The sequence below is a fragment of the Vibrio sp. 1F255 genome, assembly GCF_041439145.1.
Lineage (GTDB): Bacteria > Pseudomonadota > Gammaproteobacteria > Enterobacterales > Vibrionaceae > Vibrio > Vibrio crassostreae_C.
On record NZ_JBGONQ010000047.1, the window covers coordinates 1 to 24,561 of the forward strand.

The 24,561-nt window shown below is 44.7% G+C and carries 25 protein-coding genes and 2 pseudogenes; 15 read left to right on the top strand and 12 right to left on the bottom strand.

Annotated features, from left to right (window positions below):
• Window positions 1-125: 125 nt before the first annotated feature.
• Window positions 126-926 (bottom strand): glucosamine-6-phosphate deaminase, encoded by an 801-nt coding sequence (nagB, locus tag ACED41_RS19940; RefSeq protein ID WP_017057618.1) that lies wholly within the window; start codon window positions 924-926, stop codon window positions 126-128.
• 563 nt (window positions 927-1,489) lie between these two features.
• The gene (locus ACED41_RS19945) at window positions 1,490-1,843 is read right to left on the bottom strand and encodes a DUF413 domain-containing protein (protein ID WP_371725532.1); all 354 of its coding nucleotides are present in this window, start codon (window positions 1,841-1,843) and stop codon (window positions 1,490-1,492) included.
• Between the two features lie 154 nt (window positions 1,844-1,997).
• On the opposite strand from ACED41_RS19945, the gene ACED41_RS19950 reads away from it, so the two are divergent.
• Window positions 1,998-2,888 carry a LysR family transcriptional regulator gene (locus tag ACED41_RS19950; protein WP_017061518.1) on the top strand — a complete coding sequence of 297 codons (891 nt, stop codon included), beginning with the start codon at window positions 1,998-2,000 and terminating at the stop codon, window positions 2,886-2,888.
• Between the two features lie 183 nt (window positions 2,889-3,071).
• Here the strand turns inward: ACED41_RS19950 and ACED41_RS19955 are convergent, their stop codons facing one another.
• Entirely contained in the window at window positions 3,072-3,275 is a 204-nt protein-coding gene (locus tag ACED41_RS19955; RefSeq protein ID WP_017061519.1) for a hypothetical protein, read from the bottom strand.
• Between the two features lie 236 nt (window positions 3,276-3,511).
• Here ACED41_RS19955 and ACED41_RS19960 point away from each other — a divergent pair, with 236 nt between their 5' ends.
• The 3 genes from ACED41_RS19960 (at window position 3,512) to ACED41_RS19970 (ending at window position 5,954) form a co-directional block, all read left to right on the top strand.
• Complete coding sequence (locus tag ACED41_RS19960) at window positions 3,512-4,888, top strand: AlkA N-terminal domain-containing protein (protein WP_371725533.1); 1,377 nt, start codon at window positions 3,512-3,514, stop codon at window positions 4,886-4,888.
• 25 nt (window positions 4,889-4,913) lie between these two features.
• The gene (locus ACED41_RS19965; RefSeq protein ID WP_017061521.1) at window positions 4,914-5,396 is read left to right on the top strand and encodes a methylated-DNA--[protein]-cysteine S-methyltransferase; all 483 of its coding nucleotides are present in this window, start codon (window positions 4,914-4,916) and stop codon (window positions 5,394-5,396) included.
• A gap of 171 nt (window positions 5,397-5,567) precedes the next feature.
• Window positions 5,568-5,954 carry a hypothetical protein gene (locus tag ACED41_RS19970; protein WP_371725534.1) on the top strand — a complete coding sequence of 129 codons (387 nt, stop codon included), beginning with the start codon at window positions 5,568-5,570 and terminating at the stop codon, window positions 5,952-5,954.
• On the opposite strand, the gene nhaD is transcribed toward ACED41_RS19970, so the two are convergent.
• Window positions 5,951-7,390 carry a sodium:proton antiporter NhaD gene (gene nhaD / locus ACED41_RS19975; protein ID WP_371725535.1) on the bottom strand — a complete coding sequence of 480 codons (1,440 nt, stop codon included), beginning with the start codon at window positions 7,388-7,390 and terminating at the stop codon, window positions 5,951-5,953. The genes ACED41_RS19970 and nhaD overlap by 4 nt on opposite strands.
• 109 nt (window positions 7,391-7,499) lie before the next feature.
• Between nhaD and ACED41_RS19980 the strand changes: the two are divergent.
• From ACED41_RS19980 to ACED41_RS19990, 3 genes and pseudogenes are all read left to right on the top strand, one after another.
• A pseudogene (locus tag ACED41_RS19980) lies at window positions 7,500-7,720 on the top strand (YjiH family protein); the annotation flags it as partial.
• Window positions 7,721-8,388: 668 nt separating this feature from the next.
• On the top strand, window positions 8,389-8,775 hold the full coding sequence (locus ACED41_RS19985) for an MAPEG family protein (RefSeq protein ID WP_017061526.1): 387 nt from the start codon (window positions 8,389-8,391) through the stop codon (window positions 8,773-8,775).
• Window positions 8,776-8,783: 8 nt separating this feature from the next.
• Window positions 8,784-9,308, top strand: coding sequence for a DNA mismatch repair protein (locus tag ACED41_RS19990; RefSeq protein WP_371725536.1), 525 nt, complete (start codon window positions 8,784-8,786; stop codon window positions 9,306-9,308).
• A gap of 42 nt (window positions 9,309-9,350) precedes the next feature.
• Here ACED41_RS19990 and ACED41_RS19995 read toward each other — a convergent pair whose 3' ends face one another.
• Window positions 9,351-9,986, bottom strand: a complete 636-nt coding sequence (locus ACED41_RS19995; RefSeq protein WP_371725537.1) for an START domain-containing protein — start codon at window positions 9,984-9,986, stop codon at window positions 9,351-9,353.
• A gap of 49 nt (window positions 9,987-10,035) precedes the next feature.
• On the opposite strand from ACED41_RS19995, the gene ACED41_RS20000 reads away from it, so the two are divergent.
• Window positions 10,036-10,158 carry a hypothetical protein gene (locus ACED41_RS20000; RefSeq protein WP_017061529.1) on the top strand — a complete coding sequence of 41 codons (123 nt, stop codon included), beginning with the start codon at window positions 10,036-10,038 and terminating at the stop codon, window positions 10,156-10,158.
• Here ACED41_RS20000 and ACED41_RS20005 read toward each other — a convergent pair.
• Window positions 10,155-10,631: a YHS domain-containing (seleno)protein gene (locus tag ACED41_RS20005; protein WP_017061530.1), complete on the bottom strand. Its 477-nt coding sequence runs from the start codon at window positions 10,629-10,631 to the stop codon at window positions 10,155-10,157. The genes ACED41_RS20000 and ACED41_RS20005 overlap by 4 nt on opposite strands.
• A 110-nt stretch (window positions 10,632-10,741) precedes the next feature.
• On the opposite strand from ACED41_RS20005, the pseudogene ACED41_RS20010 reads away from it, so the two are divergent.
• Both ACED41_RS20010 and ACED41_RS20015 read left to right on the top strand, forming a co-directional pair.
• A pseudogene (locus ACED41_RS20010) lies at window positions 10,742-11,196 on the top strand (helix-turn-helix domain-containing protein).
• 231 nt (window positions 11,197-11,427) lie between these two features.
• Window positions 11,428-12,306: a 6-pyruvoyl tetrahydropterin synthase family protein gene (locus ACED41_RS20015; protein ID WP_371725538.1), complete on the top strand. Its 879-nt coding sequence runs from the start codon at window positions 11,428-11,430 to the stop codon at window positions 12,304-12,306.
• 125 nt (window positions 12,307-12,431) lie between these two features.
• Here ACED41_RS20015 and ACED41_RS20020 read toward each other — a convergent pair whose 3' ends face one another.
• Together ACED41_RS20020 and ACED41_RS20025 are read right to left on the bottom strand one after the other, a co-directional pair.
• Window positions 12,432-13,472 carry an acyltransferase gene (locus ACED41_RS20020; protein ID WP_371725539.1) on the bottom strand — a complete coding sequence of 347 codons (1,041 nt, stop codon included), beginning with the start codon at window positions 13,470-13,472 and terminating at the stop codon, window positions 12,432-12,434.
• A 123-nt stretch (window positions 13,473-13,595) separates the two neighbouring features.
• The gene (locus tag ACED41_RS20025; protein ID WP_371725540.1) at window positions 13,596-14,552 is read right to left on the bottom strand and encodes an AEC family transporter; all 957 of its coding nucleotides are present in this window, start codon (window positions 14,550-14,552) and stop codon (window positions 13,596-13,598) included.
• A 160-nt stretch (window positions 14,553-14,712) separates the two neighbouring features.
• Here ACED41_RS20025 and ACED41_RS20030 point away from each other — a divergent pair, with 160 nt between their 5' ends.
• Entirely contained in the window at window positions 14,713-15,306 is a 594-nt protein-coding gene (locus ACED41_RS20030) for a TetR/AcrR family transcriptional regulator (protein WP_029235279.1), read from the top strand.
• Between the two features lie 192 nt (window positions 15,307-15,498).
• Entirely contained in the window at window positions 15,499-16,347 is an 849-nt protein-coding gene (locus tag ACED41_RS20035) for an alpha/beta hydrolase (protein WP_017065066.1), read from the top strand.
• A 334-nt stretch (window positions 16,348-16,681) separates the two neighbouring features.
• Here the strand turns inward: ACED41_RS20035 and ACED41_RS20040 are convergent, their stop codons facing one another.
• Both ACED41_RS20040 and ACED41_RS20045 read right to left on the bottom strand, forming a co-directional pair.
• The gene (locus tag ACED41_RS20040) at window positions 16,682-19,216 is read right to left on the bottom strand and encodes a glycosyl hydrolase family 18 protein (protein WP_371725541.1); all 2,535 of its coding nucleotides are present in this window, start codon (window positions 19,214-19,216) and stop codon (window positions 16,682-16,684) included.
• A gap of 398 nt (window positions 19,217-19,614) precedes the next feature.
• A complete protein-coding gene (locus ACED41_RS20045) occupies window positions 19,615-20,079 on the bottom strand; it encodes a DUF2850 domain-containing protein (RefSeq protein WP_017065063.1) in 465 nt (154 codons plus the stop codon).
• Window positions 20,080-20,386: 307 nt separating this feature from the next.
• Here ACED41_RS20045 and ACED41_RS20050 point away from each other — a divergent pair, with 307 nt between their 5' ends.
• Window positions 20,387-20,668, top strand: a complete 282-nt coding sequence (locus ACED41_RS20050; RefSeq protein ID WP_017057600.1) for a pyrimidine/purine nucleoside phosphorylase — start codon at window positions 20,387-20,389, stop codon at window positions 20,666-20,668.
• Between the two features lie 218 nt (window positions 20,669-20,886).
• Here the strand turns inward: ACED41_RS20050 and ACED41_RS20055 are convergent, their stop codons facing one another.
• Window positions 20,887-21,759, bottom strand: a complete 873-nt coding sequence (locus tag ACED41_RS20055; protein ID WP_017069674.1) for a pirin family protein — start codon at window positions 21,757-21,759, stop codon at window positions 20,887-20,889.
• A gap of 157 nt (window positions 21,760-21,916) precedes the next feature.
• Here ACED41_RS20055 and ACED41_RS20060 point away from each other — a divergent pair, with 157 nt between their 5' ends.
• The gene (locus tag ACED41_RS20060) at window positions 21,917-22,201 is read left to right on the top strand and encodes a hypothetical protein (RefSeq protein WP_017061541.1); all 285 of its coding nucleotides are present in this window, start codon (window positions 21,917-21,919) and stop codon (window positions 22,199-22,201) included.
• A gap of 25 nt (window positions 22,202-22,226) precedes the next feature.
• On the opposite strand, the gene ACED41_RS20065 is transcribed toward ACED41_RS20060, so the two are convergent.
• Window positions 22,227-23,417: a GGDEF domain-containing protein gene (locus ACED41_RS20065; RefSeq protein WP_371725542.1), complete on the bottom strand. Its 1,191-nt coding sequence runs from the start codon at window positions 23,415-23,417 to the stop codon at window positions 22,227-22,229.
• 315 nt (window positions 23,418-23,732) lie between these two features.
• Between ACED41_RS20065 and ACED41_RS20070 the strand changes: the two genes are divergently transcribed.
• Window positions 23,733-24,071 carry a DUF1840 domain-containing protein gene (locus tag ACED41_RS20070; protein WP_017061543.1) on the top strand — a complete coding sequence of 113 codons (339 nt, stop codon included), beginning with the start codon at window positions 23,733-23,735 and terminating at the stop codon, window positions 24,069-24,071.
• Window positions 24,072-24,561: the final 490 nt, after the last annotated feature.

The window sequence follows — 24,561 nt, forward strand, 5'->3', positions numbered from 1 at the left end:
ACAGCTCTGAAGGATCCTTCAACCGATCGCTTTGGCTTTAACTGATCGGCATTACACATTCAGTGGCTTTTTCTATTCAAGACGCTCTCTTTATAAAAACGCCCTGCTATTCAAGACTATAGGAATTATAGGTCTTGGATGTTCTCAGCTTCTAGCTCTTGGAAGTAGCGTAGAGTCTTAACTTTTAGCTCTTGTTGAGCTGGCTCATCAGCAACGATGATAGCTTTACGGTGCATCTGTAGAGCTGTAACAGTCCACATGTGGTTTACAGAACCTTCGATAGCCATTTGAAGCGCTTGAGCTTTGTTGTGGCCTAGAGAAAGGATCATCACTTCTTCTGCATCTAGAAGAGTCGCAACACCGATAGTTAGTGCGTATTTAGGAACTTGGTTGATGTCGCCATCGAAGAAACGAGAGTTCGCGATACGAGTGTCTTCAGTCAACGTTTTGATACGAGTGCGTGAAGATAGAGAAGAACCTGGTTCGTTGAATGCGATGTGACCGTCGATGCCTACGCCGCCCATGAACAGGTTGATTTTGCCGTATGAACGGATTTTCTCTTCGTATGCTGCACAGTGAGCATCGATATCTTCAGCTTTGCCGTCTAGCAGGTTGATGTTTTCTGCTTGGATATCAACGTGGTTGAAGAAGTTCTCGTGCATGAATGTGCGGTAAGACTCTGGGTGGTTAGGGTCGATGCCAACGTACTCATCCATGTTGAATGTTACAACGTGCTTGAAGCTAACTTCGCCAGCTTTGTAAAGTTCAATTAGCTCAGCGTAAGTAGTTAGAGGTGTGCTACCAGTAGGAAGACCTAGTACAAATGGACGCTCAGCCGTTGGAGCGAACTTGTTGATTGAATCTGCGATATGACGAGCAGCCCATTTACCTACTTTAGCTTTGTTGCTTAATGGAATAAGTCTCATTGATTTTGCCCCTAGAAATAAAATTTTATAGTGTTCTGAAACATTAATTCGCATTATAAAATAAGTTATCCAGTTCCGCTATTGTTTTAGGTCAAGTTTTTGCTTTTTTCGTCGTATCTGTGACTAGAACTCTCAAATTTGCACAATTATTGTATGGATATTTGGTAGCGTTAAACAAGATTAATACGTTTGTCATATATCGTCCGGTGGGTTTGATTCAGGGTCTGAAAGATCAACAAGCTTTGTTGAGTGGATGAGTGGATGAGTGGGTGGTCAGGAGTGCAATGGACGTATGATCAAAGAGTGATGCTTGTGTGGTACTGCCGTGCAAAAAAAGGAGAAAAAGTGAGGAAGTATCACCGACAGGCGTGAATGAGCATGGGTATATTTAAGAATAGTGATTATTCAAAGCTATCACTATGAATTTTCTATAAATATTGGTAAAACTGGACAGGTTGGCTAAACTTACTAATTACGAAGAAGATGCGTGTTTGTTTTAAGTTGCCTCTAATATGCTATGAAAAAAGGCCCAAAGTGATTGGGTATCACTTTGAGCAGTTTTACTAATCTTCTAACACTAACTCTCTTTCGTATTCTTCCCTAGGCACTTCACCGCGTTTGCAGCCGTTTAGGGTATGAAAGCGACGGCGTCCACGAGCCAGTTGAATGTACTTCAACCAAACACGCTCTAACTTGGACTTTGCCTTATGAGGGTGAGACAACACTTTAATGAAGTGTTTTTCTTCTGCATTGATTGGTGCTAGTTCACCAGTTTCAAGTGCAAGCATAGTGTCACCAAACAAGGTTAGGATTTCCTCTTCTGAAAGAGTAAAATCACCCGACTTAGCGAACCCTCTCGGGAATTTAATGGTGTCATAAAAACGTTTTTTTCCGTGTCGGAATTCGGTCTCAGACATATCAGCCTCAGTAATGTGGTTAGATAGAAATTAGTGTTTATTGCTCACGCGAAAATATTGTTAAAAGGCTAAAATAGGAAACAAAATGTTTTTGCCTTTACGATAAACAATCCTAGATCGGCTAGTTAGCAGATTTATTACAGAGATGTATTTGATGGATGTGAAAGTATTTAGAACCTTTCTTGAGGTTGCAAGGGTGCGCCATTTTGGGCGTGCAGCTGAAAACTTGTATTTAACACAAGCGGCGGTGAGTGCGCGGATCAAACAGCTTGAAGGCTATTTTGATACTCAGCTCTTCATTCGTGACCGCAATAACATCAAACTCACATCTTCCGGTGAACGTTTGATTGGTTATGCCGAAGTGATGGTGTCCACCCTACAACAAGCCAAATTTGAGCTGTCGTTAGAGAGTGGTAAAGCCTTGCAGTTAACGCTGGGCGGCACGCCGAATATTTGGGATGCGTATCTGCAAAACTGTTTAAGTGTGGTAACCGACTCTTTTGGTGGTTACGGCTTTATGGCAGAGGTGATGGGGCGCGAGCAACTGAACCGTAATTTGTTAGAACGAACCTTAGATATGGCTTTCGCGTTCGATCAGATCAAAGCAGAAGAGCTGAACTGTAAAAAAGTCGCTGACTTGGTTTTGGTGTTGGTATCAACGCAGCAAGATGATCTGGAATCTGTATTTCAACATAAGTATGTTTATGTGGATTGGGGAACGCGCTTTGGTTCTGAACACGCAGAACGTCACCCTAAAGTGCCAGCACCGTACCTACGTACCTCTACAGCCCGTATCGCCCTCGATTTCATTTTAGAGAAAGGCGGCAGTGCGTATCTTCCGGTGTCTCTAGTCGAACCTTTTATCGATTCGGGTCAGCTGCACAAGGTGAAAGGGGTTGAAGACTGGTATCTCCCAATTTATCTGAGCTACCGTAAAAGCAGTACCTCGGTTGATGCGATCATGCAGGTTGAGAAGTTGGTTAATGAGATTGACCCATCGACGGCTTACACATTGCAGCAAGCCGCTGAACAAGCACCTGAGTAACGGCATTCGCGGTAAGCAGTGGCTTTGCTGATTAGATTCAATAAAAAATGGCTCCCAACTAATTGTATAGTTGGGAGCCATTTTTGTTTTAAACCAGAAATGTACTTCTTTTCGGAACTAGAGATCGTTTCTAATTCCATAAATATCGTTTAGGCCTGGTATGTGTAGCCTTTATTAAAAGCCCTATAGGTTCATTAGATTCTCAATAGACTCTTCAAGAGAGTGTGACATGTACGAATGGATTTGATTGCCATCCGTTGCGTCAATCTCGATCATAGAAATCCCGTTGTCCGCTTTGTCTTCAAGAAAGCTTAGAGACTGCTCGACTGATTGACTGGTGAGAACCTGTTGATTTGATAAAACAATACGACATGTGTGTAGAACCATAGCCTTTTCCTTTTTATATTCGATAGGTCTCTGCATCTTGGCGTGCTAAGTACCGATCGTTGACGTTGTGAGAAGAATGTCCTCTCTAGGTTAAATTTAGTCGAATTGAATAAAATTAAAACCCTTTTTTGTGATTTATCTGACCTTCGCTTCCGAAAGTGGCTAGCGACAATGGTGGTTCACGGTAAACTTTTAGGTATCGGATCAAACGCTATGGTAAGTGGGAAGAGTACGGCATGTCGAAAAAGATCAATCACAACAGCAGCTTAACCAGTGAGCAGTGCCATTTGGCTCGATATGCACGAGATGCTCGCTTTGATGGGATGTTTTTTACAGCGGTGAAAACGACAGGAATTTTTTGTCGCCCGATTTGCCCAGCCACACTACCCAAAGAAGAAAACGTCGAATATTTTTCCCATCAAGCTCAAGCATTGAAAGCGGGATATCGTCCTTGTTTACGTTGTCGACCAGACAGCGCACCTTTTTCGCCGGCTTGGAAGGGCGTCGAAACCACTTTCTTACGTGCGATGCAGTTGATTGATAATGGCGCTCTGAATTCAGGATCTATCGTCGACCTTGCAACGCGGTTAGGTATTTCAGATCGTTATTTACGAACCTTATTCGACAATTACATCGGCGTGTCACCCAAGCAATATAGTCTGTACAGTCAATTGATGTTTGCCAAGCAGCTGCTGCACACCAGTAGCATGAGCATTACTGATGTCGGCTTTGCTAGTGGCTTCAATAGTACGCGCCGTTTTAATGATGCCTTTCAAAAAGAGCTGCAGCTTTCGCCAAGCCAAATTAGGCGAGCGAAGCCAAGTGACACTCAGAGTAATCATATTCAGCTTGGTTTTCATGGACCCTTAGATTGGAACCACTTGTTGAGGTTTTATCGACGAAGAATGATTGAGGGCTTAGAAGGCGTTGGCGAAGATTATTATAAGCGCACGGTAAATGTGAACGGGTCAAAGGGTTGGTTCAAGGCGACTTTAGCCAAAGATAACCGCTTGGATATTGAATTCGAGTTGGATGATATAAGCCAATTAAGAAGCTTGATTGCGAATATCCGCCGTATGTTTGATCTTGATGTCGATATTGCCAAGGTTGAGACGTTCTTTACGACTATCGATCCTAACTTGGTGGCTAAGAGTGGTATCCGTATTCCTGGCGTGTGGAGTGCTTGGGAGGCAGGCGTGAGAGCGATTCTAGGACAGCAAGTTTCGGTAACCGCGGCGATTGGTCAGCTTAACTTATTGGTCAAAGAGCTTTCTGATGAACATGAGAAAGCCAGCTTCCCAACACCAAAACAGATAGCGGACGCTGATGTTAGCTTCTTGAGAATGCCGGGAAGCCGCAAAGAGACCCTAAAGCGTTTTGCCGAATACATGGTCGACAATGAAGCTGAGCATCCTTCCAAATGGATTGAGCTAAAAGGGATTGGGCCTTGGACTATTCAATATGCACTGCTTCGCGGGTTAAGCGAACCTAATCATCTGTTGGTTGGTGACTTGGTGGTGAAGAAGTTTATTGAGCATCGCCCCGCCATCAACACGGAGAGTGTTTCGCCTTGGGGTAGTTACGCCACGTTCCACTGTTGGAATCAGTCTTAATCGGAATACTAAGCTAGGAGATATCATGGACAACCGTTTTACTTACTATGAGAGCCCATTGGGAACCGTGACGTTACAGGCGAACGATGAAGGCTTGCTCGGCCTTTGGTTCGAGACACATACCACCAAGCCGGAACCGTTGGGTGTTCAAGATGATAGCTTTCCGATCTTTGCATTGGCTATCGAGCAGCTTAATCGCTATTTCTCGGGCGAAGCTATTCAGTTTTCTGTGCCGATTGCAGCCAAGGGCACGCCATTTCAGCAGTCGGTTTGGCAGGCGCTGACGACCATTCCTTATGGAGAGACTTGGAGCTATGCACAACTGGCCGATGCGATAGGCAATCCGAAAGCCGTTCGTGCTGTGGGTTTGGCGAATGGCAAAAATCCGGTTTCAGTGATTGTGCCGTGTCACCGTGTGATTGGTAAAAACGGCAAACTGACGGGTTATGCAGGTGGCGTAGAACGTAAACAGCACTTATTGGTGATAGAGGGAAGAGAGCAAGACTAGCAAGCGATTTAGCCATGAGCCTGTCGAGATGCTGGCTGAATATCTCGTACTACTTAATGGTGAAGGCGAGTGGTTCTTAAAATATGACTTTGCATTAAAATCAACGCTTTCTGGGAAATATCGATTTGGTTGCATATTCTTTGACTATGTTCTCTAGGCAAGGATGCCCAAATGAATAGATTCCCCTTACTAATATCTGGCTGCAGCTCTGCATTATTGCTGACAGGTTGTTTAACTGATACCAGCCGACCTTTCGAGGTTCCACAGCTTGCTCTGTTCAAAGGTATGTATGAGAACGCAGATAATGACAGTTATCTACTTTTTGAATCCGGGCAAGTGACTTATCAAACAACGGATAATTCCGTGACTCGAACCTATCGTGTTGATGATGACTTGATCACCATTGAATTCAATTCTGGAAGCAGCCGAACTGACTCTAGACTAGTGATGCGCATTCAACAGAAGGGCGAGATGCTAACTTGCAACCAATGTCCAGCGATACAATTGAGTAACGTCTGGACACTTATTGAGAAGCCTTTGAAAGACAGTTCGAATTAGAAAAGATCTCCATTCAGCCATAGGTGAGCGGCGATACTGACGGCATAGCCAATCATGATCACTGGCATCCATTTCAAGTGGCCAAAGAAGGTGTATTTGCCATGCGCCGCGCCCATTAACGCCACACCTGCCGCACTACCAATAGATAACAAGCTGCCGCCAACGCCTGCGGTTAAGGTGATCAGTAGCCAGTTACCCATCGACATTTGAGGTTCCATCGATAACACGGCAAACATCACCGGAATGTTATCGACAATCGCAGATAAGATCCCCACCATGATGTTGGCCCAAATTGGATCCCATTGGCTATACATCACGCCAGAGGCAAGCTCCAAGTATCCCAGTAGACTCAAGCCACCTACACACATTACCACGCCGTAGAAGAACAGCAGAGTGTCCCATTCGGCATGGGACACTCTTCGAAATACATCAAAGGGCACGACTGAACCTAATCTCTTAAGCGCGCCTTCGTCTTTGTTAGCAATCGCCACCGCTTTTTTCTTAGCTAGCGAATTGGGCAAGGTCTGGCGTAGGTAATACCCAAAGAACTGGAGGTAGGCGAGCCCCATCATCATGCCCATTACAGGAGGGAAGTGAAGCACGGCGTGGAAAGCGACCGCGGTACCGATTGTCATGATGAACAAGAAGACGATTCGCCTTGCGCCACGTTTTAACTCGATGTGTTGGTGCACAGTATCGGGCTGAGTGGTTGGAACAAAGTAAGACATGATCAGTGCTGGAACCAAGTAGTTCATCACTGAAGGAATAAATAACGGAATGAATTCGGTAAAACTGACATGTCCAGCCTGCCAAACCATTAGTGTCGTAATATCCCCAAACGGACTGAATGCGCCGCCGGCATTGGCAGCTATCACGATATTCACACACGCGAGGTTAACGAATTTTGGATTAGAGCCTGCGACCTTAAGAACCACAGCACACATCAATAGAGCCGTGGTGAGGTTATCGGCAATGGGGGAAATGAAGAATGCAAGAATACCTGTTAACCAAAATAGAGACCGGAAATTGAACCCTTTGCCTACCATCCACGCTTGCAATGCATCAAATAACCTCCTCTCTTCCATGGCACTGATGTACGTCATGGCCACGAGTAGGAACAGCAGTAGTTCAGCGTATTCTAGTAAGTTATGTTCAAGGGCTTGTTTGGCCACTTCGACAAGGTTGTGTTCTTGGTAAGTGAAACCAATGATTATCCAGATCAGGCCCGCTGCAAGTAGAACCGGCTTGGATTTTCGGAGTTTTAGGTATTCTTCCATCATCACCACGATGTAGGCGACAACGAAAATGGTCAGGGATAGGTAGCCAGCGAATGAGTTGGTGAGCTTGAGTGGTTCTCCCAACTGAGAAGTGGCAGCACCTGCTACCGAAGAAAAGAGTAACAAAGAGAGAACAGCAGAAAGCTGGATACCTAACATGGATTACGCTCCGAAGTTAATAAGTTATTAACACGGGTAAAAGCGTAGACCTAAATAAGCATGTGGGGTGTGATAGATATCTTAATAATTCAATAGATTATAGTGAAAAAGAAAGACGGTGGCGAAAGTATTAGCTTTGATGGATACTCCTGGCAACTCAGGCTTAGCATTGATTTCGTCGCTTCAAAGTACTGATGCTGGCGCGGGGCGATCTTTAACTTCTTCTCTTCAGGTACAGTACTGTTCACCCTTCCAGTTATGGATGGTTCTTTGGCGGTAACTTCGTCAATTGGCCTAGCGGTTGCTGTGATGTTCTTGATGAATATTATTCTATAACTTTTGTAGAATGACAGTTCTCGAAACTTTTTAGGGTTTATGGTAAATGAATTGCCAATGAGACTTTTCAAACGCTAAAAAAAAAGGAAACCCCGTTTGGCTTTCACCAAACGGGGTCTATTCTTTTCGTAGCCATCCTGCTACTGCGCGTTACTTATCTTTCAATAGGTAACTGGTGCTCCCTGCATCGTTCCTTGACGTGGCTAAATCCTTTAACCTATCCAATTCATCGCCGTCCTAGCGGTGTCCTTGCAAACTCATCATCCTGATAAGAGACTCTATCCTAGAGCATAACTTCCTTGCTGATAACTCATCCTAAGCCATCAAATCTTCATCCTGAAGATACCTAATCCGTTAGGCTTTTTCCTGTTCCTGCCAACTCCCTGTCGACATGTGTATTAAACACTGCAGAGGCTTTGCTCACAATCCACCCTAAGAAATAAATGTACCCACTGATCGAAAGAAATATGCGTGGATTCATACAAAACAAGGGCTTGGGTTTGTATTTTAGGAATTTTCTGCGAAGCTTGATTGTGATCTCTTACGTTCGGTGTGAGAGATCTCTTACAAGTACTCGGGTGCGATTTTCATTTTATCTCGGCGGGTGTTGTCGAACAGATAACAAAGAACACTGAGTAAACACAAAATAATAAGGAAATATGATGGTTACAGCACTTTACGCAGCCTTGCTTACGATCGTAATGATTTGGTTAGCAATAGAGGTGATCAAGCAAAGGCGAATCAATCTTGTTGCTCATGCTGATGGCGGTGTCGAGTCGTTACAGATAGCACGTTCGGCACAAAGTAATGCTATGGATTACATCCCAATCACCGTTATTTTGATGGGATTGTTAGAGATGAATGGCGCCGGTGTGTGGCTGATTCATGTCATTGGTGTGGCGTTTATTCTGGGGCGTGTGATTCATGCGAAAGGGATCTTAGCGAAGAACTTCAAAGGTCGAAAAGTGGGTATGGTGTTAACGCTTATCTGCATGATCTCTTTGATTGTCCTAAACTTAGCTTACCTACCTTTTGATAAAATGTTCTAGGGAGCATTATGGCGTTGCGTCTTGCTCCTGCTTGGGCGATTGTCCTCGCAGGCTTGATACTCAACATCATGGCGATTGTCATGTCGAGCTTGGTGCTCGATAAAATTGAAGCTGAGAAAGCGGAGTACAACGATCGCAAATACGGCAATGTGTACTCAATACAGCTTGCTTGGAATACGATTGAAACCCTAGAGCGCAAGCGTGAAGCGATTTTGATTCACCTTGATAAACTAGAAACGGTGCAGCCGACCACGGTTCTCGACGAAGCACTGCGTGGGCAACTTAGGCGTTGGGTGAGTAGCGAAGTGCCAAGTATCTCTTTGGCTCACTTACCGAAACTGATGATGCTGATAAACAGTGCACAAGAAGCGCAACGAACTCGAATCGATGATTACTATTTGGATAACCTGACCTTGGTTGAGTTAATCCAAAGGCTTGATGAGAAAATGGCTTTCTATAAGAACATCGCCCTGTTTCTTCAAGTATTTGGCTTGGCGCTTATCTTAGCTCGCGACCTCGCTAGAAGACCTTAATCTTTAACCTTAATGCCTCCATTTACTTATCGACTTGTATCGTTAGCGAGACTCATTTGGCAGGTTAGGGTGCTGTTGGCCTTGGTACTTTGGTAACTGTTCTTTTAGCCCCTTAAACGTGCTCAGTGCACTGCCTATCGATAACTTGTTCATCAACCAATTTGGCAAGATGCCCCCTGCGTTCGCATACGCGGTGTAGGTGATGTAGGTATTGCCATTAGTCAGCGGTTGCAGTGTCCAAAGTGCGTCCACATCGTAGATTCGAATGTACCCCGACTCTTTCGCCAAATAGTTCGACGCATCCTTTATCGACAAAACAAACTGCCCACCCTCGATGCTGTATTTTGAGTAGGTCACCATGTCTCGATCTCTGGCAGGCCACGGTGCTTTGAATTGGGTATAGACGATGTTTTCCGCCTCAGATATTTGCATCAACACACGACTTTGCGACACGTTATCTATCCAGTTTGGCACGTTCTCGCTGTCTTCCAATAACAGTAAAAAACCGGAATAAGTGGTGGGTGTTTGCATTTGCGCTCGTATCTCGACCAAGCCTTCGCTGTGTGGCCTTTTATCAATGATGATGCCATCTTCACTTTTGACGAACTGCCACGGGTTGGCATAAGTCAGTGTCGATAGGGCGCAGAGGCCGAGTACCAAAATCCTAGGTAATGTCATTATTCTTCCATAAAAAGAAAAGCTTATCTGCTAGGAGTATAGAATAGAAATGGACTTAGTAGGTGTTGCCAATCGCTTTGGGTTGGCCTCTTTGGGGAAAATCCCAATGAAAACGGAAGCGTTCGGTCGCTTCCGTTTTATTCTTGGGCAATGGATAAGCGCTGTAGGCTAGAGCTTATAGGCTTCTACGGTTTTGATGGTTGTCCAGTTGCTGTTGGCGTCTTGGATGAACTCTTGTGTATTCTCCAGCCAGCGTTTCTGAACCGATTTGTCTAAGTTCAGATACAACTTTCCATCTTCCACCTTCCAAGCGAGAGGGTCGGTTTCAAACTTCTTACCCATGGCTACTCCAAACGCGCAGTAACCGCCATATTGAGGGGCATAGGCTTCTGGATTGGCTCGAAATTCATCTCTGTTTTCACTGCTCGCAAAGTTATAGATCGCATTCTTATAGGTCGCTGTGAACTCAGATGTGCCTTTTACTGGACCTTCATTGGCAAAGTAAGCGACAGGATCATAGCCTTTAATTGCGAGGTTATTGCTGTCGACACTCATATCAAGGTCTGCTGCCATTAACGAAAAGCTGGTGCCTAGTAACTCGGCCATTAGAGTGATTTTTTGACTGGTCGATTTCATGTGTGACATATCAAGTTCCTTGTCAGTGTTGGTTATCTTGTTTGAAATAATTTAGCCCACTCGTCCGGTCTATAGAGGGACAAAAGAACTAAAAACTAAGCGAATCGTTCGGAGGATGCATGGATCTGCTTTCACAACTAATGGAACACTTCTCGATACGCACTGGCGTTTTCTATTCTGGAAACCTGTGTGGAGTATCGTCATTTAACGCGCAACAAGGTAAAGAGGGCCACCTTCATGTATTGAGCGCGGGGGAGTTGAGCTTGTCTAGCGCTCACACGGAACACAGGCATTTGTCGCAGCCTTGCATTGTTTATTTGCCGAAATGGCGTCACTGGCCGCGATGTCTCGTACTCAGTTTATTGAAGCGTTCAAACGGGAAGTGGGTGAAACGCCGGGAGATTATGTGCAAAAGTGGCGAGTCTCTGTTGCTCAATCTCTGTTATTGCAAAATAAGCCGATCAATTGGGTCGCTGATGAAGTGGGTTACAATAGCTATTCAGGATTCTCACGTGCTTTTCAACATGTTGCCGGAGTGTCGCCGCGCCTTTGGCTAAAGCAAAATGCGTCGTGAAGCGCTGGCCATCCCTACCTGCAATATGGCTATTGGCATCAGGCTGGCCTATGTTTTAGCGGAAATTGAGCGTAGTTTGTTCATTTCTCGAATGACGGTGTAAAAAGGTGGACTTTATTAGCTCGTTGTAACATCCTGCTCGTCCTATTTTATCTAGACACCAATGAGACGAAGTGCCTGCTGAACATTATTCAGCCTCCCGTATCTCATTAAAGTATTAAGGAGTTCAACTTGAACCTATTTGTAAGAGACCTTACCGTTATCGATTCTTCATACATCTGTGAACACAGAGGGGTCGTAGGAGATAGTTGGATTTTAGATGTCACCATGTCTGGTGAACTTAATGAAATGAGCATGGTGCTGGATTTTAGCAAGGTCAAAAAGCAGATCAAACAGTTGGTTGATCAACATGTTGATCATCGTTTGCTGCTGCCAATGCAGAGCGCTGCAATTGTTCTTCAAGCGAGCAAAGCGGGCTACTCTAAGGTTGATGTGTTGCGTGGTGACAAGAGTCTTCATCTACATTGCCCTGATGAAGCATATTGCCTCATTGATGCAGAAGCGATCACCATCGAGAGTGTGACCGCACACGTTTACAATATTCTTCGCGATAACCTACCAAGTAACGTCACAGGGTTAGAGATCACCCTACGTCATGAGAACATTAATGGCGCGTTCTACCACTACACCCATGGTTTAAAAAAGCATGATGGCAACTGCCAACGCATCGCGCATGGTCACCGTTCTCCAGTAGAAATCGTGGTCGATGGTCAGCGTGACGGGCAACGTGAACAAGCATTTGCTCAGCGTTGGGAAGACATTTATTTAGGTTCTAAAGAAGACCAAGTTTCAGTTTCATCACTTAACCTGAGTGAAAACGCGAACAGTGTTAATGATGAAAGTCACTATGGCTTCCGCTACACCGCGCCACAAGGCGAATTTGAGCTAGCGATTGCTAAGAGTGAGACGGAAATTTTACCGACAGATACCACGGTGGAATTACTTGCTGGCTATATTGCGGATCAAGTTGAACCGAGCCTAGCAGAGAACCAATCACTACAAATCGTCGCTTATGAAGGTGTTGGTAAGGGCGCAATGGCGTTCCGATAACACTTCAACGAGTGAGAAAGTATCGTTACTGACATGATGAAATAAAGGCAAGCTAATCCGTTATCTTGCCTTTACTTTTTGTGACTCTTTAAAACTGATTTAGCTGATGATGTTAGGCACAAACACTAACGAAGCAGCACGCGTCGCAGTGGTGTTTTTTCGATTCCAACAACCAACCCGAAGCTCAACAATACGGTGCCAAAAAATACCGTAACGTCTTTTGCCAATTCCGTAATGCCTAAGACTCCACAGACATTGAACAGCACGATAATGATCAGCAAATGGCAAACGTAGATGCCTAACATACGATTCGAGATCGCGCGAACCCACGCATAGTCGCCGATGTTTGGATTAGCCAAAAGCCACATAAATACGCCCATTCCCCATAGTGCCGTACCAAACAAGAAATCATTCATGTTGAATCCGACGTCGAACGTGGTGAGCCACGCCGCCTCAGCAAAGTGAATCAACATGCCTAACGCTAATAACGCCAGCGCTTTAGCGGATGACACCTTCCATTGATTCTGACGAATGAGGAAACCTAAGGTCACCATTAACGTGCTAAAGAACGGGCCATTACGCGTGAAGAAGGGTGCTTCTAATCCGGTCAGCGTTGCGTAGCTTCCTGCCAAAACACCATAGCCATAGAGCGCTATGGCTATCGGTAATAGCAGTTTGTTGAGCTTCAACTCAACCAATAAAGCGATGATCAACACTGCGCAAACAAGGGCTGGAATGAACCACAAATGCACCAGACCTCCCTCTAAGAATGAGTTAAGAGGAGTGCTCATTAAGAAACCCCAATAGCCTTCACGTTCACCTAGATAGCCAAACTCTTCTACCTTCGCGAGATTGAATGGCATCACTAGGCAAATGATGCTCCATGCCAACCAAACCTTAAGCAGTGGTGTAGAGTAGTTAAGGACGGTTTCCCATGGCGATGCAGCCAACTTAGGCTGAATAAGATAACCAGAAATCAGGAAGAACAGAGGCACCGCAAAACGAGCGGTTTGGTTGAGTACATAACCGATCCAAGGCACTTCATCTATTTGCCAATAAGTGAGTGCCATTTGGCCGTGTAAACCAATGATCGCCAAGATAGCAATCACTCGGCCTAACTCGATACTGGCGATGTGTTGTGAAGGCGTATGTTGAACGGAAGACATATCAGATCTCTTAGTAAAATTTTTACGAAATCTAGCAGCCTTTCTGCCCAATCAGTTAGTCCTAAATCAAGGCTTATGACCTTTATTTCAGGGCTTGTGTCGGTTTTTTGAAGCCTGTCGCAGCTATATTAAACCCATTGCGGTGAGTGCAAAAATACCTAGTGTGCAAGTGATAAGAGAAACAACGGTCGTGAGAGCGATGATGTTAGCCGCCAGGGTTGAATTTCCTCCCATTGCACGAGCCATAACATAGCTTGCCGCTGCCGTTGGTGCAGCGCTCATCAAGAAGATAAGCCCGAGATCGAGCCCTTCAAACCCTAAGTACCCAGCAGCCAATGTAATCAGTAAAGGTGAGGCAATTAACTTGTAGCTAGAGGCAAACCACGTCGATAACTTTTCTTGTTTGAGCGAGCTGATATCGAGCGACCCACCGGTACACAGCAGTGCTAAAGGCAACGTCATGTTGGCAAAATATTGACCAGCATCAGTGACCATTTTTGGGATAGGAATCGAAAGTGCATAGAAGACGACCGCTAAGAAAATAGCGATGATCAATGGGTTTTTGGTAATCGACTTAGCGATCACTTTAATCGCTTTCGCGCCTGTGTCTTCGCCTTTGGGTGTCAGTGCAATTACGGCTTGAATGTTATATAGCACGGTTAGGGATGCGACATAGATAGCCGCCAATGCCACGCCTTGGTTACCATAAATATTAGCTACATAGGCGAGGCCGATGATCGCGGTATTGGCGCGGAATCCACCTTGGACAATCACACCTTGATCTTTCGAACCTTTAAATACTAATTTGGTTGAGAAAATCGTGAACAAGAAAAAGACAAAGTTAGCGATGACGCCAAACGCAACTAACGCGCTACTGGCTGAAAAGTTGTGATTCGATTGAACAATACTCAGAAATAGCATCGCGGGCAGGGTGACTTGAAATACCACCTTAGATGCGACATCAATGAAATTGTCATTGATTAAGCCGATTCGCTTGAGCATCACACCAAGAAACAGCATTAAACAGATAGGGCCTGTTACTGACGCCGAAAACGCAAACTGTTCCCAAAGTGTGTTCATTGTTTTTCCTTTGTTAGTCGATTTCAATTTCCTTTGAATACTGTCGCATTTTTCCACAATTCTTTGATAATACAAAATGAATACCAAGGGTTAAGTAAAAAACTTGAAAAAAAGTACGAACGTGCTAAAAATAAAGCATCAGATTTATTATTGGTGAATAATGAGCAAAGGAAAGATAACCAAAGAGTATATTTTGAGCCATGCATTTGCACTTGCGAGTGAGAATGGTCTTGAGAGTTTGACGATTGGCGAATTAGCCAAGCAGTGTGGTATGTCTAAGAGTGGATTGTTTGCGCACTTCAACTCTAAAGAGAACCTGCAACTCTCTGTACTCGAATATTCCAACGCCATATTCACTGAAAGAGTCATCATTCCGGCGAGAGAGTTGGGCGACGGTGATATTGAAGCCAAGCTGAAACAACTGCTCGATAACTGGCTGGGCTGGAACCATTCATTCCAAGGCAGTTGCATGTTTATTGATGCATGGAAAGATGCGGGCAGTGAAAGGTCTGTGATTCAGAAAGCACTGCAGAAAACCATTTCAGTGTGGATTGACTACTTGACGATTCAGGTAGCAAAAGCGGTTGAGAGCAAACAGTTCAGAGCCGATTTAGACCCGAAACAGGCAACCTTCGAGTTATACGGTCTTTATTTGAGTGCGAACTTGTTCTACTCGTTACGAGGCCAACAAGCGAGCCACACCCATTTTTGGAGTGGTGTCGAGCGCTTGGTAGCCAGTTGGAGAGCGGTTTAATACATACAGCAGGTTAACTCGCAAATCATGTGACTTTGCTTAACTAAGGTTTGCAAAAGATTTTAACAGAAGTGGCGGCAAGCAATCATAAACAGCGCTATCGTCATTTTTTATACTAACAAATAGCACGGTCGTTCGATTTTCAGGGCCGAGCTCGATCCGCCAATGATGATGGCGATACAAGGACCGGTCATGAGTGACAAAATCTACTTTAATACATCGAACAAATTCAGCTTCAAGCGCAGCTTAATTGGCGCAACAACCAATCTTCATTACATCCTAGCGCCGAGTCATGCGAAGAAAACCGCACGTAAGCTGCTGCTCACTCCAATGCGTACTGAGCAGAAAAATGCTGATCCCCAAGGGCTTATCAAGAGTGAAATCAAAGGTCGTGATGGCGTTTTAAAAACCTATTCTTTGGGTACGGGGCCTGTTTGGGTGCTGACTCATGGTTGGTCTGGCACCGCGAGTCAGTTTTTCCCTCTGATGGAACATATCGCCGCTAAAGGTTTTACGGCTCTGGCTTATGATCACCCTGCTCATGGTGGCAGTGATGGTGTACATGGTCATATTCCTGCGTTTGTGAACGGCCTTGAAGCGATTCTCGATTCGGTGGGTGAGGTAGCAGGTTTGGTCGGTCACAGTATGGGCACGGCTTCTGCGTTGGAATGTAAGCACGTTAAATTGGAAAACAAGCCATTATTGCTGATTGCACCTGTACTGGATTATCTAGAAAACCTATTTGGCAGCGTTGCGCGTTCTGGCTACTCAATGAAACTGTTCGAGGCGGTAGTTGGAGAAGTCGAAGAGCAGTTTAACTACCCGATTCAGTCTGTTGATCCCTATGGAAAGCTAGCGCTTCGTGAGTCTCAGACGATCATCGTTCATGATGAGCAAGACAAGTTTACTAAGTTTGATGTGTCTCAGCGTGCGGCTAATGAAATGGGTCGCGTTACTTTAATTGCGACTCAAGGACAGGGCCACGGGCGAGTAATGAAGTGTCCACAAGTGTTCGAGAGCTTTGATAACTTAATTGGCTAAGTCTAATACCAATCGTAGTAAATAACTGTTCACCCTAGCTTGTTAAAAATCTCGATAACGTCGTTAGATTTTTTGATTGTAGAATAACTACTTATCGAAACTATTTATTGAAAAGAGCAGCCTTGTTCTCAAGCTTTTTTCCTGCGCTATTTTTGAACACTTGCTTACTGTGATTGGTATAACGAGCGCAAGTCAGTAGAACGCCAGTAAAAAGATCGTAAGCTCAAAGCTCAGAAAACATAAATAAAAAGGCCAACCAGACAGTATCTGGTTGGCCTTTGTTTTAGGGATTTAGTTGATGCTTAGTCAGTATTTAACTAAGCACTATTTTTAGTTAGCAGCTTGCAGGACCGATCTCTTTCCACACGCCCCATTGGCCTGTCGTTGTTGGATCTTCACCTGTTGTCCACCATTTTGCTTCCCAAACCTTACCGCCTTGAGTTACTTGGTCGCCGCCAGTGTAGACCGCACTTGAATCCCAAGCGTTAGTACAAGTACCGCCGCCTGTGGTTTTCTTAAGAACGTTCACTGAAGTAGCCGCTACCGATGTATCAGTGCCATCGCTGACCGTTACAGAGAAGTTCAGCGTCGTATCTTGCGTGTATTCCGCCGCGACAAAGCTCACTGAAGAACCTTGAACCGTTGCATCAATACCAGCAGGTACATCCCATGTGAAGGTCAATGTGTCTTGGTCTGCATCGCTTGAAGCCGAAGCATCAACCACGACTACATCACCCGCATTAACTTCAGCCGGAGCCGTAACCACTGCTACTGGTGCTGTGTTTACTGGGCCTGTATCTTTAGGGCTTACTGTTACAACAACGGTGTCAGTAGAAGTAGCACCTTCGTTGTCCGTTACCGTTAGGCTGAAGGTTAGTGTTTCTTGCTGAGCGACTTCAACAACATCGAAGCTCGCAACCGCAGCATTAGCGTTCGCCAGTGTTACTGCTGTACCGCCGACTTGAGACCAAGCGTAGCTCGCGATTGTACCGTCGCTGTCTTTTGAAGCGCTGCCATCTAGAGAAACAGAGGCTGGGCCTTCAACTGATTGGTCTGCGCCTGCAGCTGCCGTTGGTTTACGGTTTACAGGATCTGTTGTACCGCCAGCAAGGCCTTCATGCATTGCGTTGAGGATGTCGCCGTTGTCTGCATCAATTTCCCAAGAGAATAGACCCGCAAGGCCAAGGCTACGAACGTACGCGCCTTTTGCTTTTACTGAGCGGTCATCATCAAATGTGATGAGCTGGCCTGAAGTACGGTTCCAAACGTAAGGCGCTTCTGCCATTACGTCGTAGCCGTATTCGAAGCCATTGATCCCTTGGTTGTTCGTACCAAGCATGTTCGCCTTAATGCCTTTGTAATCGATAACGCCATCTTCCCATACGCCTTGCGCAGAGCTACCTTTCAGTTTGCCGTTACCCACCCCTGTCATAGGGTCGCTAGGATCGGTGAGTGATGATGGTAATACGCCTTCCCAGCCACGACCGTACATCGCTGTACCAACCACAAGTTTGTTCGCTGGAACGCCTTGTTCAAGTAGCAATTGGATGCCGTTGTCTGTGGTGTAAGCTGGGCCTGTGTACTGTTCGCCATTTTCATCAAGGCCTGTGCCATCACATTGACCAGGACGCATGAAGTTACCGCAGTTTAGTGCTGTTTGGTGACCTAACACGTTGTTCCAACCGCCGTAGAAGTCGTAAGTCATTGCGAAGATGTAATCCATGTATTGGATAGCATCGCCGTAGTTCACGTCTTCAATCTTATCGTGACCAACACCGATCGCAGAAGTGAGCTCGTAAGTACGACCGTTTTCCGCTTCTAGCTCATCTAGCATCACGCGAAGTTCTGCCATCAGTGCAATGTAAGCTGGGCCGTCATTTACAGGATCACCAAGGTCTGGAGCAGCACCGCCACCACCAGGGAATTCCCAATCGATATCCACACCGTCGTAGAATTTCCATGTGTTAAGGAATTTCTTAATAGACGCTACAAAGGTGTCACGGTTGGCTTTAGTTGTGAAATCAAAGAACGGGTCAGACAGCGTCCAGCCACCAATCGATGGGATGATCTTCAAATCAGGATTACGCTGTTTGAGCGCCATCATCATTGCGTAGTTACCCTTGATCGGTGAGCTGTATTCGTGTCCCGCTTGAGGGAAGCTTTTCTGGAAAGCCGCCCAAGGGTCATGAATCACCACTTCGTAATCGTTAACACCCTGACAAGCTGTCATGAGTGCGTTGTAGCTGTTACCGCCTACTGATTTAACTGATTCGTTCGGACCACAAATTGGGATGAAGCCATAAAGGATATGGGTTAAGTTGTCAGCGGGTAGGTTATCAACGGTGTAATCACGGCCGTAAATACCCCACTCTACAAAGTAAGTACCGACTACCGTATTTGGATCTGTGTTGTATGACTTGTTGTTCGGATCCACATTCATCGCAAGTGGCGCTAAGTGTGAGCCATCGGTATCAGCGATCGTGATTTGAGCAGGTGCGCTCTTGCTACAACCTGTTTCATCACACGCTTCGATTTCCATCTCAAATAAGCCGCCTTGGCCATATTCGAATGAAGCTGTGGTTTGGCTGCCAGTGATTGGGCCGGTGGCCACTTTAACGCCATCAAAGTAGATGTTGTACGTGTTTCCTGACGTTCCGCTCCATTGGTTGAACTTAACGTCGACCTTCGCTTGGTCGTGATATTTCACCATCTGGTTGTAGCCAGAGGTGGTTTCCATCGCGAGTTCAATTTTAGAAAATTGCAGGTTGTTGGAACCGTACATGTCGATGCTAGGTGCTGTTGGAGCAGCTAATGCTGTACCAGATAGCGCTAGAGCAATGCTTGCAGCACAGGTATTTATACGAATCATACTATTTCTCTCATTCCTTGAAGATTACGAGAACCCAATGGCCCCATAAACGGCTCCAATCAGTTTTGAAGGAGCTTCCCAGTCAGTATTCGAGGGAGTTTTAATTTCATAACTGAAAATAAATCCGTTTTCGATGGACAACTAAAAAATTGTATCTTGTTACAATTCTGTTGCTTAATGAATGAGAGGCTGAGTCCATGTTTTATAAAATAAAACATCCTTCAGTAGGAAAATCTCACAAGTGAAAATTCACGACATGAAGTTATGAAAAGGTGCGACAAACTATAAGAAAATACTGTGGATTGAAGCTGAATCACAAAGTGAAGTATGTTGAGCGAGCGGGGTCGATCGACGGGTAAACTTGAAGACGAATGCTTATGGCAGTATGGATAAGAGGGTTATCTTTTGAATTGCTCAGCTAAGGAAGCGCGTCGTTGTTGCATGACACTATGGGTATCACCAGTCGCAGTATCTTCGTAGCCTTCTTTAATAAATTGCTGAGATGGTACGCTTGGCTCTAATCGCTTTAAGCGAGGGGAATCGTAAGTACCACTGATGGTGTAAACGGTGGTTCCAGAGCCAGTGTTGATCGTGACGATCTTCCCGTCAAAATCGAATGAGGTAGTGATAAGACGATGATTCATCATCACACCGTTTTCTGAAAGTGTCAGGATGTCGGTGTTGTAAGGTGGCGCCGCAATCTCTATCCATGTGCCATAGACGTTGCTTGGGCTGACCGATTGCTGGTGGGCTTGGTAAGCAAAATAGCCGGCGGTGAGGGCAACCATAAAGCCAGCTAATAGGAAGCCGTAGAGTAACGAGTTGGCAAATAGATCTCTGCTTTTAGTCGGCTTTTTTGCCATTATCTCTTCATTTTTCGACTGATATTGTTTTAGATTCTATTAATTAAAACCTTAGTTTGCAAAAATTGTTCTAAGAGTTAGAAGCAGGATCGAATGTTCTAATAAATGTGGTTGCGTTAGTGGTTTTTAGCCTTGCTCCTCAGTATTTACGCTATCAATGAAAGCGAACTCCAGAAATGCTTAAGCTATGCGTATTTATTTCTTGTAGGAAAGTCTCGAATTGGTTAAAACAATTATCACCTAAATTTACGCATAGGCTTACTCGGTGAGCTCAATAATTGCAATTTGAAGATAACAAGGAAGTACAATGATTAAAGAAAACACATACTTTGAAGGTGGCGTTAAGTCGTTAGCGTTTAACCAGTCTGGTGCTGATGTGAGTGTTGGTGTAATGGCGGCTGGTGAGTACACTTTTGGTACTGCGGCTCCAGAAAAGATGACCGTTGTTAAAGGTGCTTTGATTGTAAAGCGTGTTGGCGATGATGATTGGACGACATACCAATCTGGTGAGTCTTTTGACGTTGCGGGTGACTCTTCATTCGACCTACAGGTAAAAGAAGCGACAGCTTACCTATGTGAGTATTTGTAATCAGATCTAAATTTGTTCAATCAGGGCATCGTTTGTCTCTGATTGAATAGAAAAAAACCACGCTCTAGGAGCGTGGTTAAATAAGTGATAGTAACCGGCAGTGGATAGTGTCACTTGTTTTTGTAGTCATCAAATGGATGACCAAATCGTTGTTCGTTGCAAAATCTCTTCAATCTTCAATCTTCAAAGCTCAAAGCTCAAAGCTCAAAGCCAAGACATCAGTAAGTCTCAAACACACCGTTGTTGTAGTCTTGAATTGTCTGTTCAATCTCTTCCATCGAGTTCATGACAAACGGACCATAGTGCACGACAGGTTCATTAATCGGCTGACCAGAAAAAATCAGTACACCTGAATCTTCTAGGCTTTCTAAAGACAACAATTCAGCTTTGGTGAGCAGGGCAAGTTGACTTTGGTTGATGACTTTGTCGCCGATCTTAATACTGCCTCGGTACACATAAGTCATGGCATTGTGATTAACATTAGTCCCTAACGTGACTTTTTGCCCAGAATGAGAGCGCCAATCCGCAACGCTTAATGGCACACCTGTTTTCTGTAATGGACCCTGCGCTCGTAAAGCCTCTGAATCCTTGTCAGTTTGGTTGTGCAGTTCAAACCCTCCGGCAATCACTCTTAACAAACCACTTTGTTCACTTTGATGCTCCGCGATGCTTTCACTTTGGAAATCGTGATACTGAGCTGGCTGCATTTTGTGTGTCGCAGGTTGGTTTATCCAAATCTGAAAACCATGCAGCGCACCTTCTTCCATCATTGGCATTTCGCTGTGAATGACACCACGGCCTGCGGCCATCCATTGAGCGCCACCGCTGCGTAGCTCTCCAACATTCCCCATATGGTCTTTGTGTTGGAAGTGACCTTGGAGCATGTAAGTGAGCGTTTCTATCCCACGGTGAGGATGTGGAGGAAAGCCGCCAACATAGTCTTTGCTTTCATCCGACTTCAGTTCATCAATCATTAAAAATGGAGAGAAACGTGCGTTATTAAAACCTGCGAGTCGTTGGATTTTGACGCCATCACCATCTGAGGTGGCATGTGCTGTAATCACATGATCTACTGCTCTTACATTCGTCATTTTGAAACCCTCATAAACTTGAATAGCTGTAGTTTATGTAATTTGATTTAAAAAGAAGATGGCACAGCGTTGAGTGACTTATTCGAAAATCTTGAACAGGTAACAATATGAAATTATGTCTATACTCAATAGAGAGTATATCGCCAAGGAGGCTGCTATGGCAGTTCAGCAAAAACATGGCGAAAGGCATGGTCGGATAGGTTTTGATAACGACTTTACAACGGAGCAAAGCCAGCGCTTTACAGAGGTTGCAAACAGCGCAGTTAAACGCCGCGTGAAAAAACGTGAGATAGAAGCGCCGTTTATTCAGTCAGCTAAGCAAGCCGCTTTTAAAACCGTGGTGAGGCGACCTAAAGGGAATAACCCAAACCGAACACGTCAAGTCATATGGATTATTATGATCGGGTTAGTGAGTCTTTGGCTTATGTACCTTGCAGGTTAGCAGCGCCACTCCGTTATAGGAATGGCTAGCGTTGGCGCGTTTTTAATAGCGTAACATTGTTCCCTTCGATCTTCGCTTCAAAGCAATCTTCAAGTTCAGATGAATCCGGTGCTGAGCTAACAAGGCTCGTTGGTAGTTCTTCTATCAGGGTCGATACTGGGTTGTCGTGATAATAAGCATATCGGTTTTTTCCTGAATGCTTGGCAACATACATCGCTTTATCAGCACATCTCGTCAGCTCATGTAATTCTTGGGCATCTTGCGGATACAAAGCAACCCCAACACTTAACGTCAATTCTTTGATTCTCTCGTTTGTTTGGCAGCCGCTTTCGAACAGCCCGCAGATCCTATCTAGAATGCCGTCTAGATCTTTACGAGTTGGCACATCGTAGAGCATCAGAACAAACTCGTCTCCAGCAAAGCGCGCGATGGAATAATCGTATTCATGGCTTTTTCTGTCTCTGGTTCGAATGTTGTTGCTCAAGCGATTGGCAAAATGCTGTAAGACACTGTCTCCCACATCGTGCCCGTAGCTGTCGTTAATGCCTTTAAAGTCATCTATATCCAAAAAGACCAATGCCGTAAGTGATCGCTCACTATCCACGGTGGCTAGTTTTTCTGTCGCCCAGCGTTCAAAGCTCCAACGGTTTGCCAAGCCGGTTAACTGATCTCTGTAAGCGAGATCTTCAATGCCTTCTTTATACAGGCGTTGAATATAACTGACGGCTTTTGTGTAGTAATAGGCGGATGTGTGGCACACCAAGCTCATGGTAAATAAGCTAAGGAAAAATCTGTGTGTGCTGTTAAATGGTAAAGAAAAATTGTTGGGCATTGCTGTAATCAAGGTGCTGATGAACAGGCAAAACGAGGTGCTAAAGATGATTCCAATTCTGAAGTCATTGATAAAAATCACCGCCGCCAGAATAGGGTAGAGCCAAAGAATTCGGTCAGGAATGGCGTGACTGTACAAAAATAGGATGACCCCTTGAACCAGTAAAACACCGCTCAGGATCAATTCGGAATATTCAGGGTTAATGACTTTTCTTACGTAAAATGCATTGGAGATAGCGATCAGTGCAAAACACAATTCGAAAACCGACAGTGTGTAATGTTGGCCTTGGAAGTAAGCCCAAGTGTAGAAAATGAATAACGCAGCGGCAGTCAGTGAAAAGGAGTGGACAATTTTTTGCTTGCGGGTGGATCGTATGTCCGCCATTTCTTCTAGGTGCCTGCCGACGAGCCTTTTCATGTGATCTGTGCCAAAGTTTTTGATAATGGTGTTAATAGTAGATTAAATAACAAGCTATGCAGAGGCTTAGATGTCTATTTAGTGTGACTACTATCAAGGTTTCATATGAAAGGCTGTTCAATCAATTCCAAATAGTGATGTATATCACCGATGGTGCTGGTCATCTCTAGAAGATTAGATTTAAGCATCAAACTTGTAACCGTTGTTTGATGTTTATCTACTTGCTTTCCAGAGAGTTACTCCACATAGTTTGTAAACGACCAAAATTAAGAAAGGCTCATTATGTTAATTACCTTTAGTTGTAAAGCTCATGCTAGTGTCACGATGTTTGGTGAAGTCGGCCTCCAGTTCATCAAGATGCTTGGGCATAGCGGCTCCATCCCAGGTGCTATGGATGCTTCAGAGGTTCCTCAAGCTCTGGATAATCTACGTGCTGCTATTGCAGCAGAGCAGAGCAAGTCCGTAGAGCATGAAAATACTGATGACGACAATGAAGAAGAGGTGGTTGAAGCGCCTGTTAATATCGGTAGTCGAGCGTTCCCACTGGTTGAATTATTAAAAGCTGCCATCAAAGATGAATGTGAAGTAATGTGGGAAGACGGTAGCGGCAAGCGACTGTAGTACGATTCACGCGAAACGTAACAAGCCTATTGAATCTATTTTAATCAGAATGAATGCTGAACCAGTATCGGACACACCATGACCATGGAGTTTTATGGTGATGAACCGATACTGGTGTTTTTTTAGTGAAGTAATCCACTCGTTTCTGTTTATTTACAAGGTTCGTCAGCCCTGAAATGAGTGACTTTTGTTATCGTAATATCAATCCATAACAGACCGTAAACAAAGTGATGCTGTTCACGCTTTCTTGACTCCCAATTCTGAACTAAGAATTTTTCCTAGTTATTCTAAGCCCCTCTCTCATGCGGTCGATTTTTAGACTCCTTATTATTTCACGGTCAACTAACAAACAATGTATGGCCGCAATTATGCCGTGCAGACCTCACAAAAAATAAGAGAGTTCACAATGTTAAAGTTCCTAGATCAGGTTCGAAAGGCTTTGTTTCCTAATTGGATCTCAGATAGAAACGGCCAGTATGGGTGATTATTA

Coding starts and splice junctions, on each gene's coding strand:
- nagB (WP_017057618.1), bottom strand. CDS start 926: ATGAGACTTATTCCATTAAGCAACAAAGCTAAAGTAGGTAAATGGGCT.
- ACED41_RS20070 (WP_017061543.1), top strand. CDS start 23,733: ATGTTAATTACCTTTAGTTGTAAAGCTCATGCTAGTGTCACGATGTTT.
- ACED41_RS19970 (WP_371725534.1), top strand. CDS start 5,568: ATGAATAGATTCCCCTTACTAATATCTGGCTGCAGCTCTGCATTATTG.
- ACED41_RS20005 (WP_017061530.1), bottom strand. CDS start 10,631: ATGTCACACATGAAATCGACCAGTCAAAAAATCACTCTAATGGCCGAG.
- ACED41_RS19990 (WP_371725536.1), top strand. CDS start 8,784: ATGGCGTTGCGTCTTGCTCCTGCTTGGGCGATTGTCCTCGCAGGCTTG.
- ACED41_RS19995 (WP_371725537.1), bottom strand. CDS start 9,986: ATGACATTACCTAGGATTTTGGTACTCGGCCTCTGCGCCCTATCGACA.
- ACED41_RS20065 (WP_371725542.1), bottom strand. CDS start 23,417: ATGGCGGACATACGATCCACCCGCAAGCAAAAAATTGTCCACTCCTTT.
- ACED41_RS19985 (WP_017061526.1), top strand. CDS start 8,389: ATGGTTACAGCACTTTACGCAGCCTTGCTTACGATCGTAATGATTTGG.
- ACED41_RS19955 (WP_017061519.1), bottom strand. CDS start 3,275: ATGGTTCTACACACATGTCGTATTGTTTTATCAAATCAACAGGTTCTC.
- ACED41_RS19945 (WP_371725532.1), bottom strand. CDS start 1,843: ATGTCTGAGACCGAATTCCGACACGGAAAAAAACGTTTTTATGACACC.
- ACED41_RS19950 (WP_017061518.1), top strand. CDS start 1,998: ATGGATGTGAAAGTATTTAGAACCTTTCTTGAGGTTGCAAGGGTGCGC.
- ACED41_RS20055 (WP_017069674.1), bottom strand. CDS start 21,759: ATGACGAATGTAAGAGCAGTAGATCATGTGATTACAGCACATGCCACC.
- ACED41_RS20060 (WP_017061541.1), top strand. CDS start 21,917: ATGGCAGTTCAGCAAAAACATGGCGAAAGGCATGGTCGGATAGGTTTT.
- ACED41_RS20030 (WP_029235279.1), top strand. CDS start 14,713: ATGAGCAAAGGAAAGATAACCAAAGAGTATATTTTGAGCCATGCATTT.
- nhaD (WP_371725535.1), bottom strand. CDS start 7,390: ATGTTAGGTATCCAGCTTTCTGCTGTTCTCTCTTTGTTACTCTTTTCT.
- ACED41_RS20025 (WP_371725540.1), bottom strand. CDS start 14,552: ATGAACACACTTTGGGAACAGTTTGCGTTTTCGGCGTCAGTAACAGGC.
- ACED41_RS20000 (WP_017061529.1), top strand. CDS start 10,036: ATGGACTTAGTAGGTGTTGCCAATCGCTTTGGGTTGGCCTCTTTGGGG.
- ACED41_RS20035 (WP_017065066.1), top strand. CDS start 15,499: ATGAGTGACAAAATCTACTTTAATACATCGAACAAATTCAGCTTCAAG.
- ACED41_RS20050 (WP_017057600.1), top strand. CDS start 20,387: ATGATTAAAGAAAACACATACTTTGAAGGTGGCGTTAAGTCGTTAGCG.
- ACED41_RS19960 (WP_371725533.1), top strand. CDS start 3,512: ATGTCGAAAAAGATCAATCACAACAGCAGCTTAACCAGTGAGCAGTGC.
- ACED41_RS20020 (WP_371725539.1), bottom strand. CDS start 13,472: ATGTCTTCCGTTCAACATACGCCTTCACAACACATCGCCAGTATCGAG.
- ACED41_RS20045 (WP_017065063.1), bottom strand. CDS start 20,079: ATGGCAAAAAAGCCGACTAAAAGCAGAGATCTATTTGCCAACTCGTTA.
- ACED41_RS20040 (WP_371725541.1), bottom strand. CDS start 19,216: ATGATTCGTATAAATACCTGTGCTGCAAGCATTGCTCTAGCGCTATCT.
- ACED41_RS19965 (WP_017061521.1), top strand. CDS start 4,914: ATGGACAACCGTTTTACTTACTATGAGAGCCCATTGGGAACCGTGACG.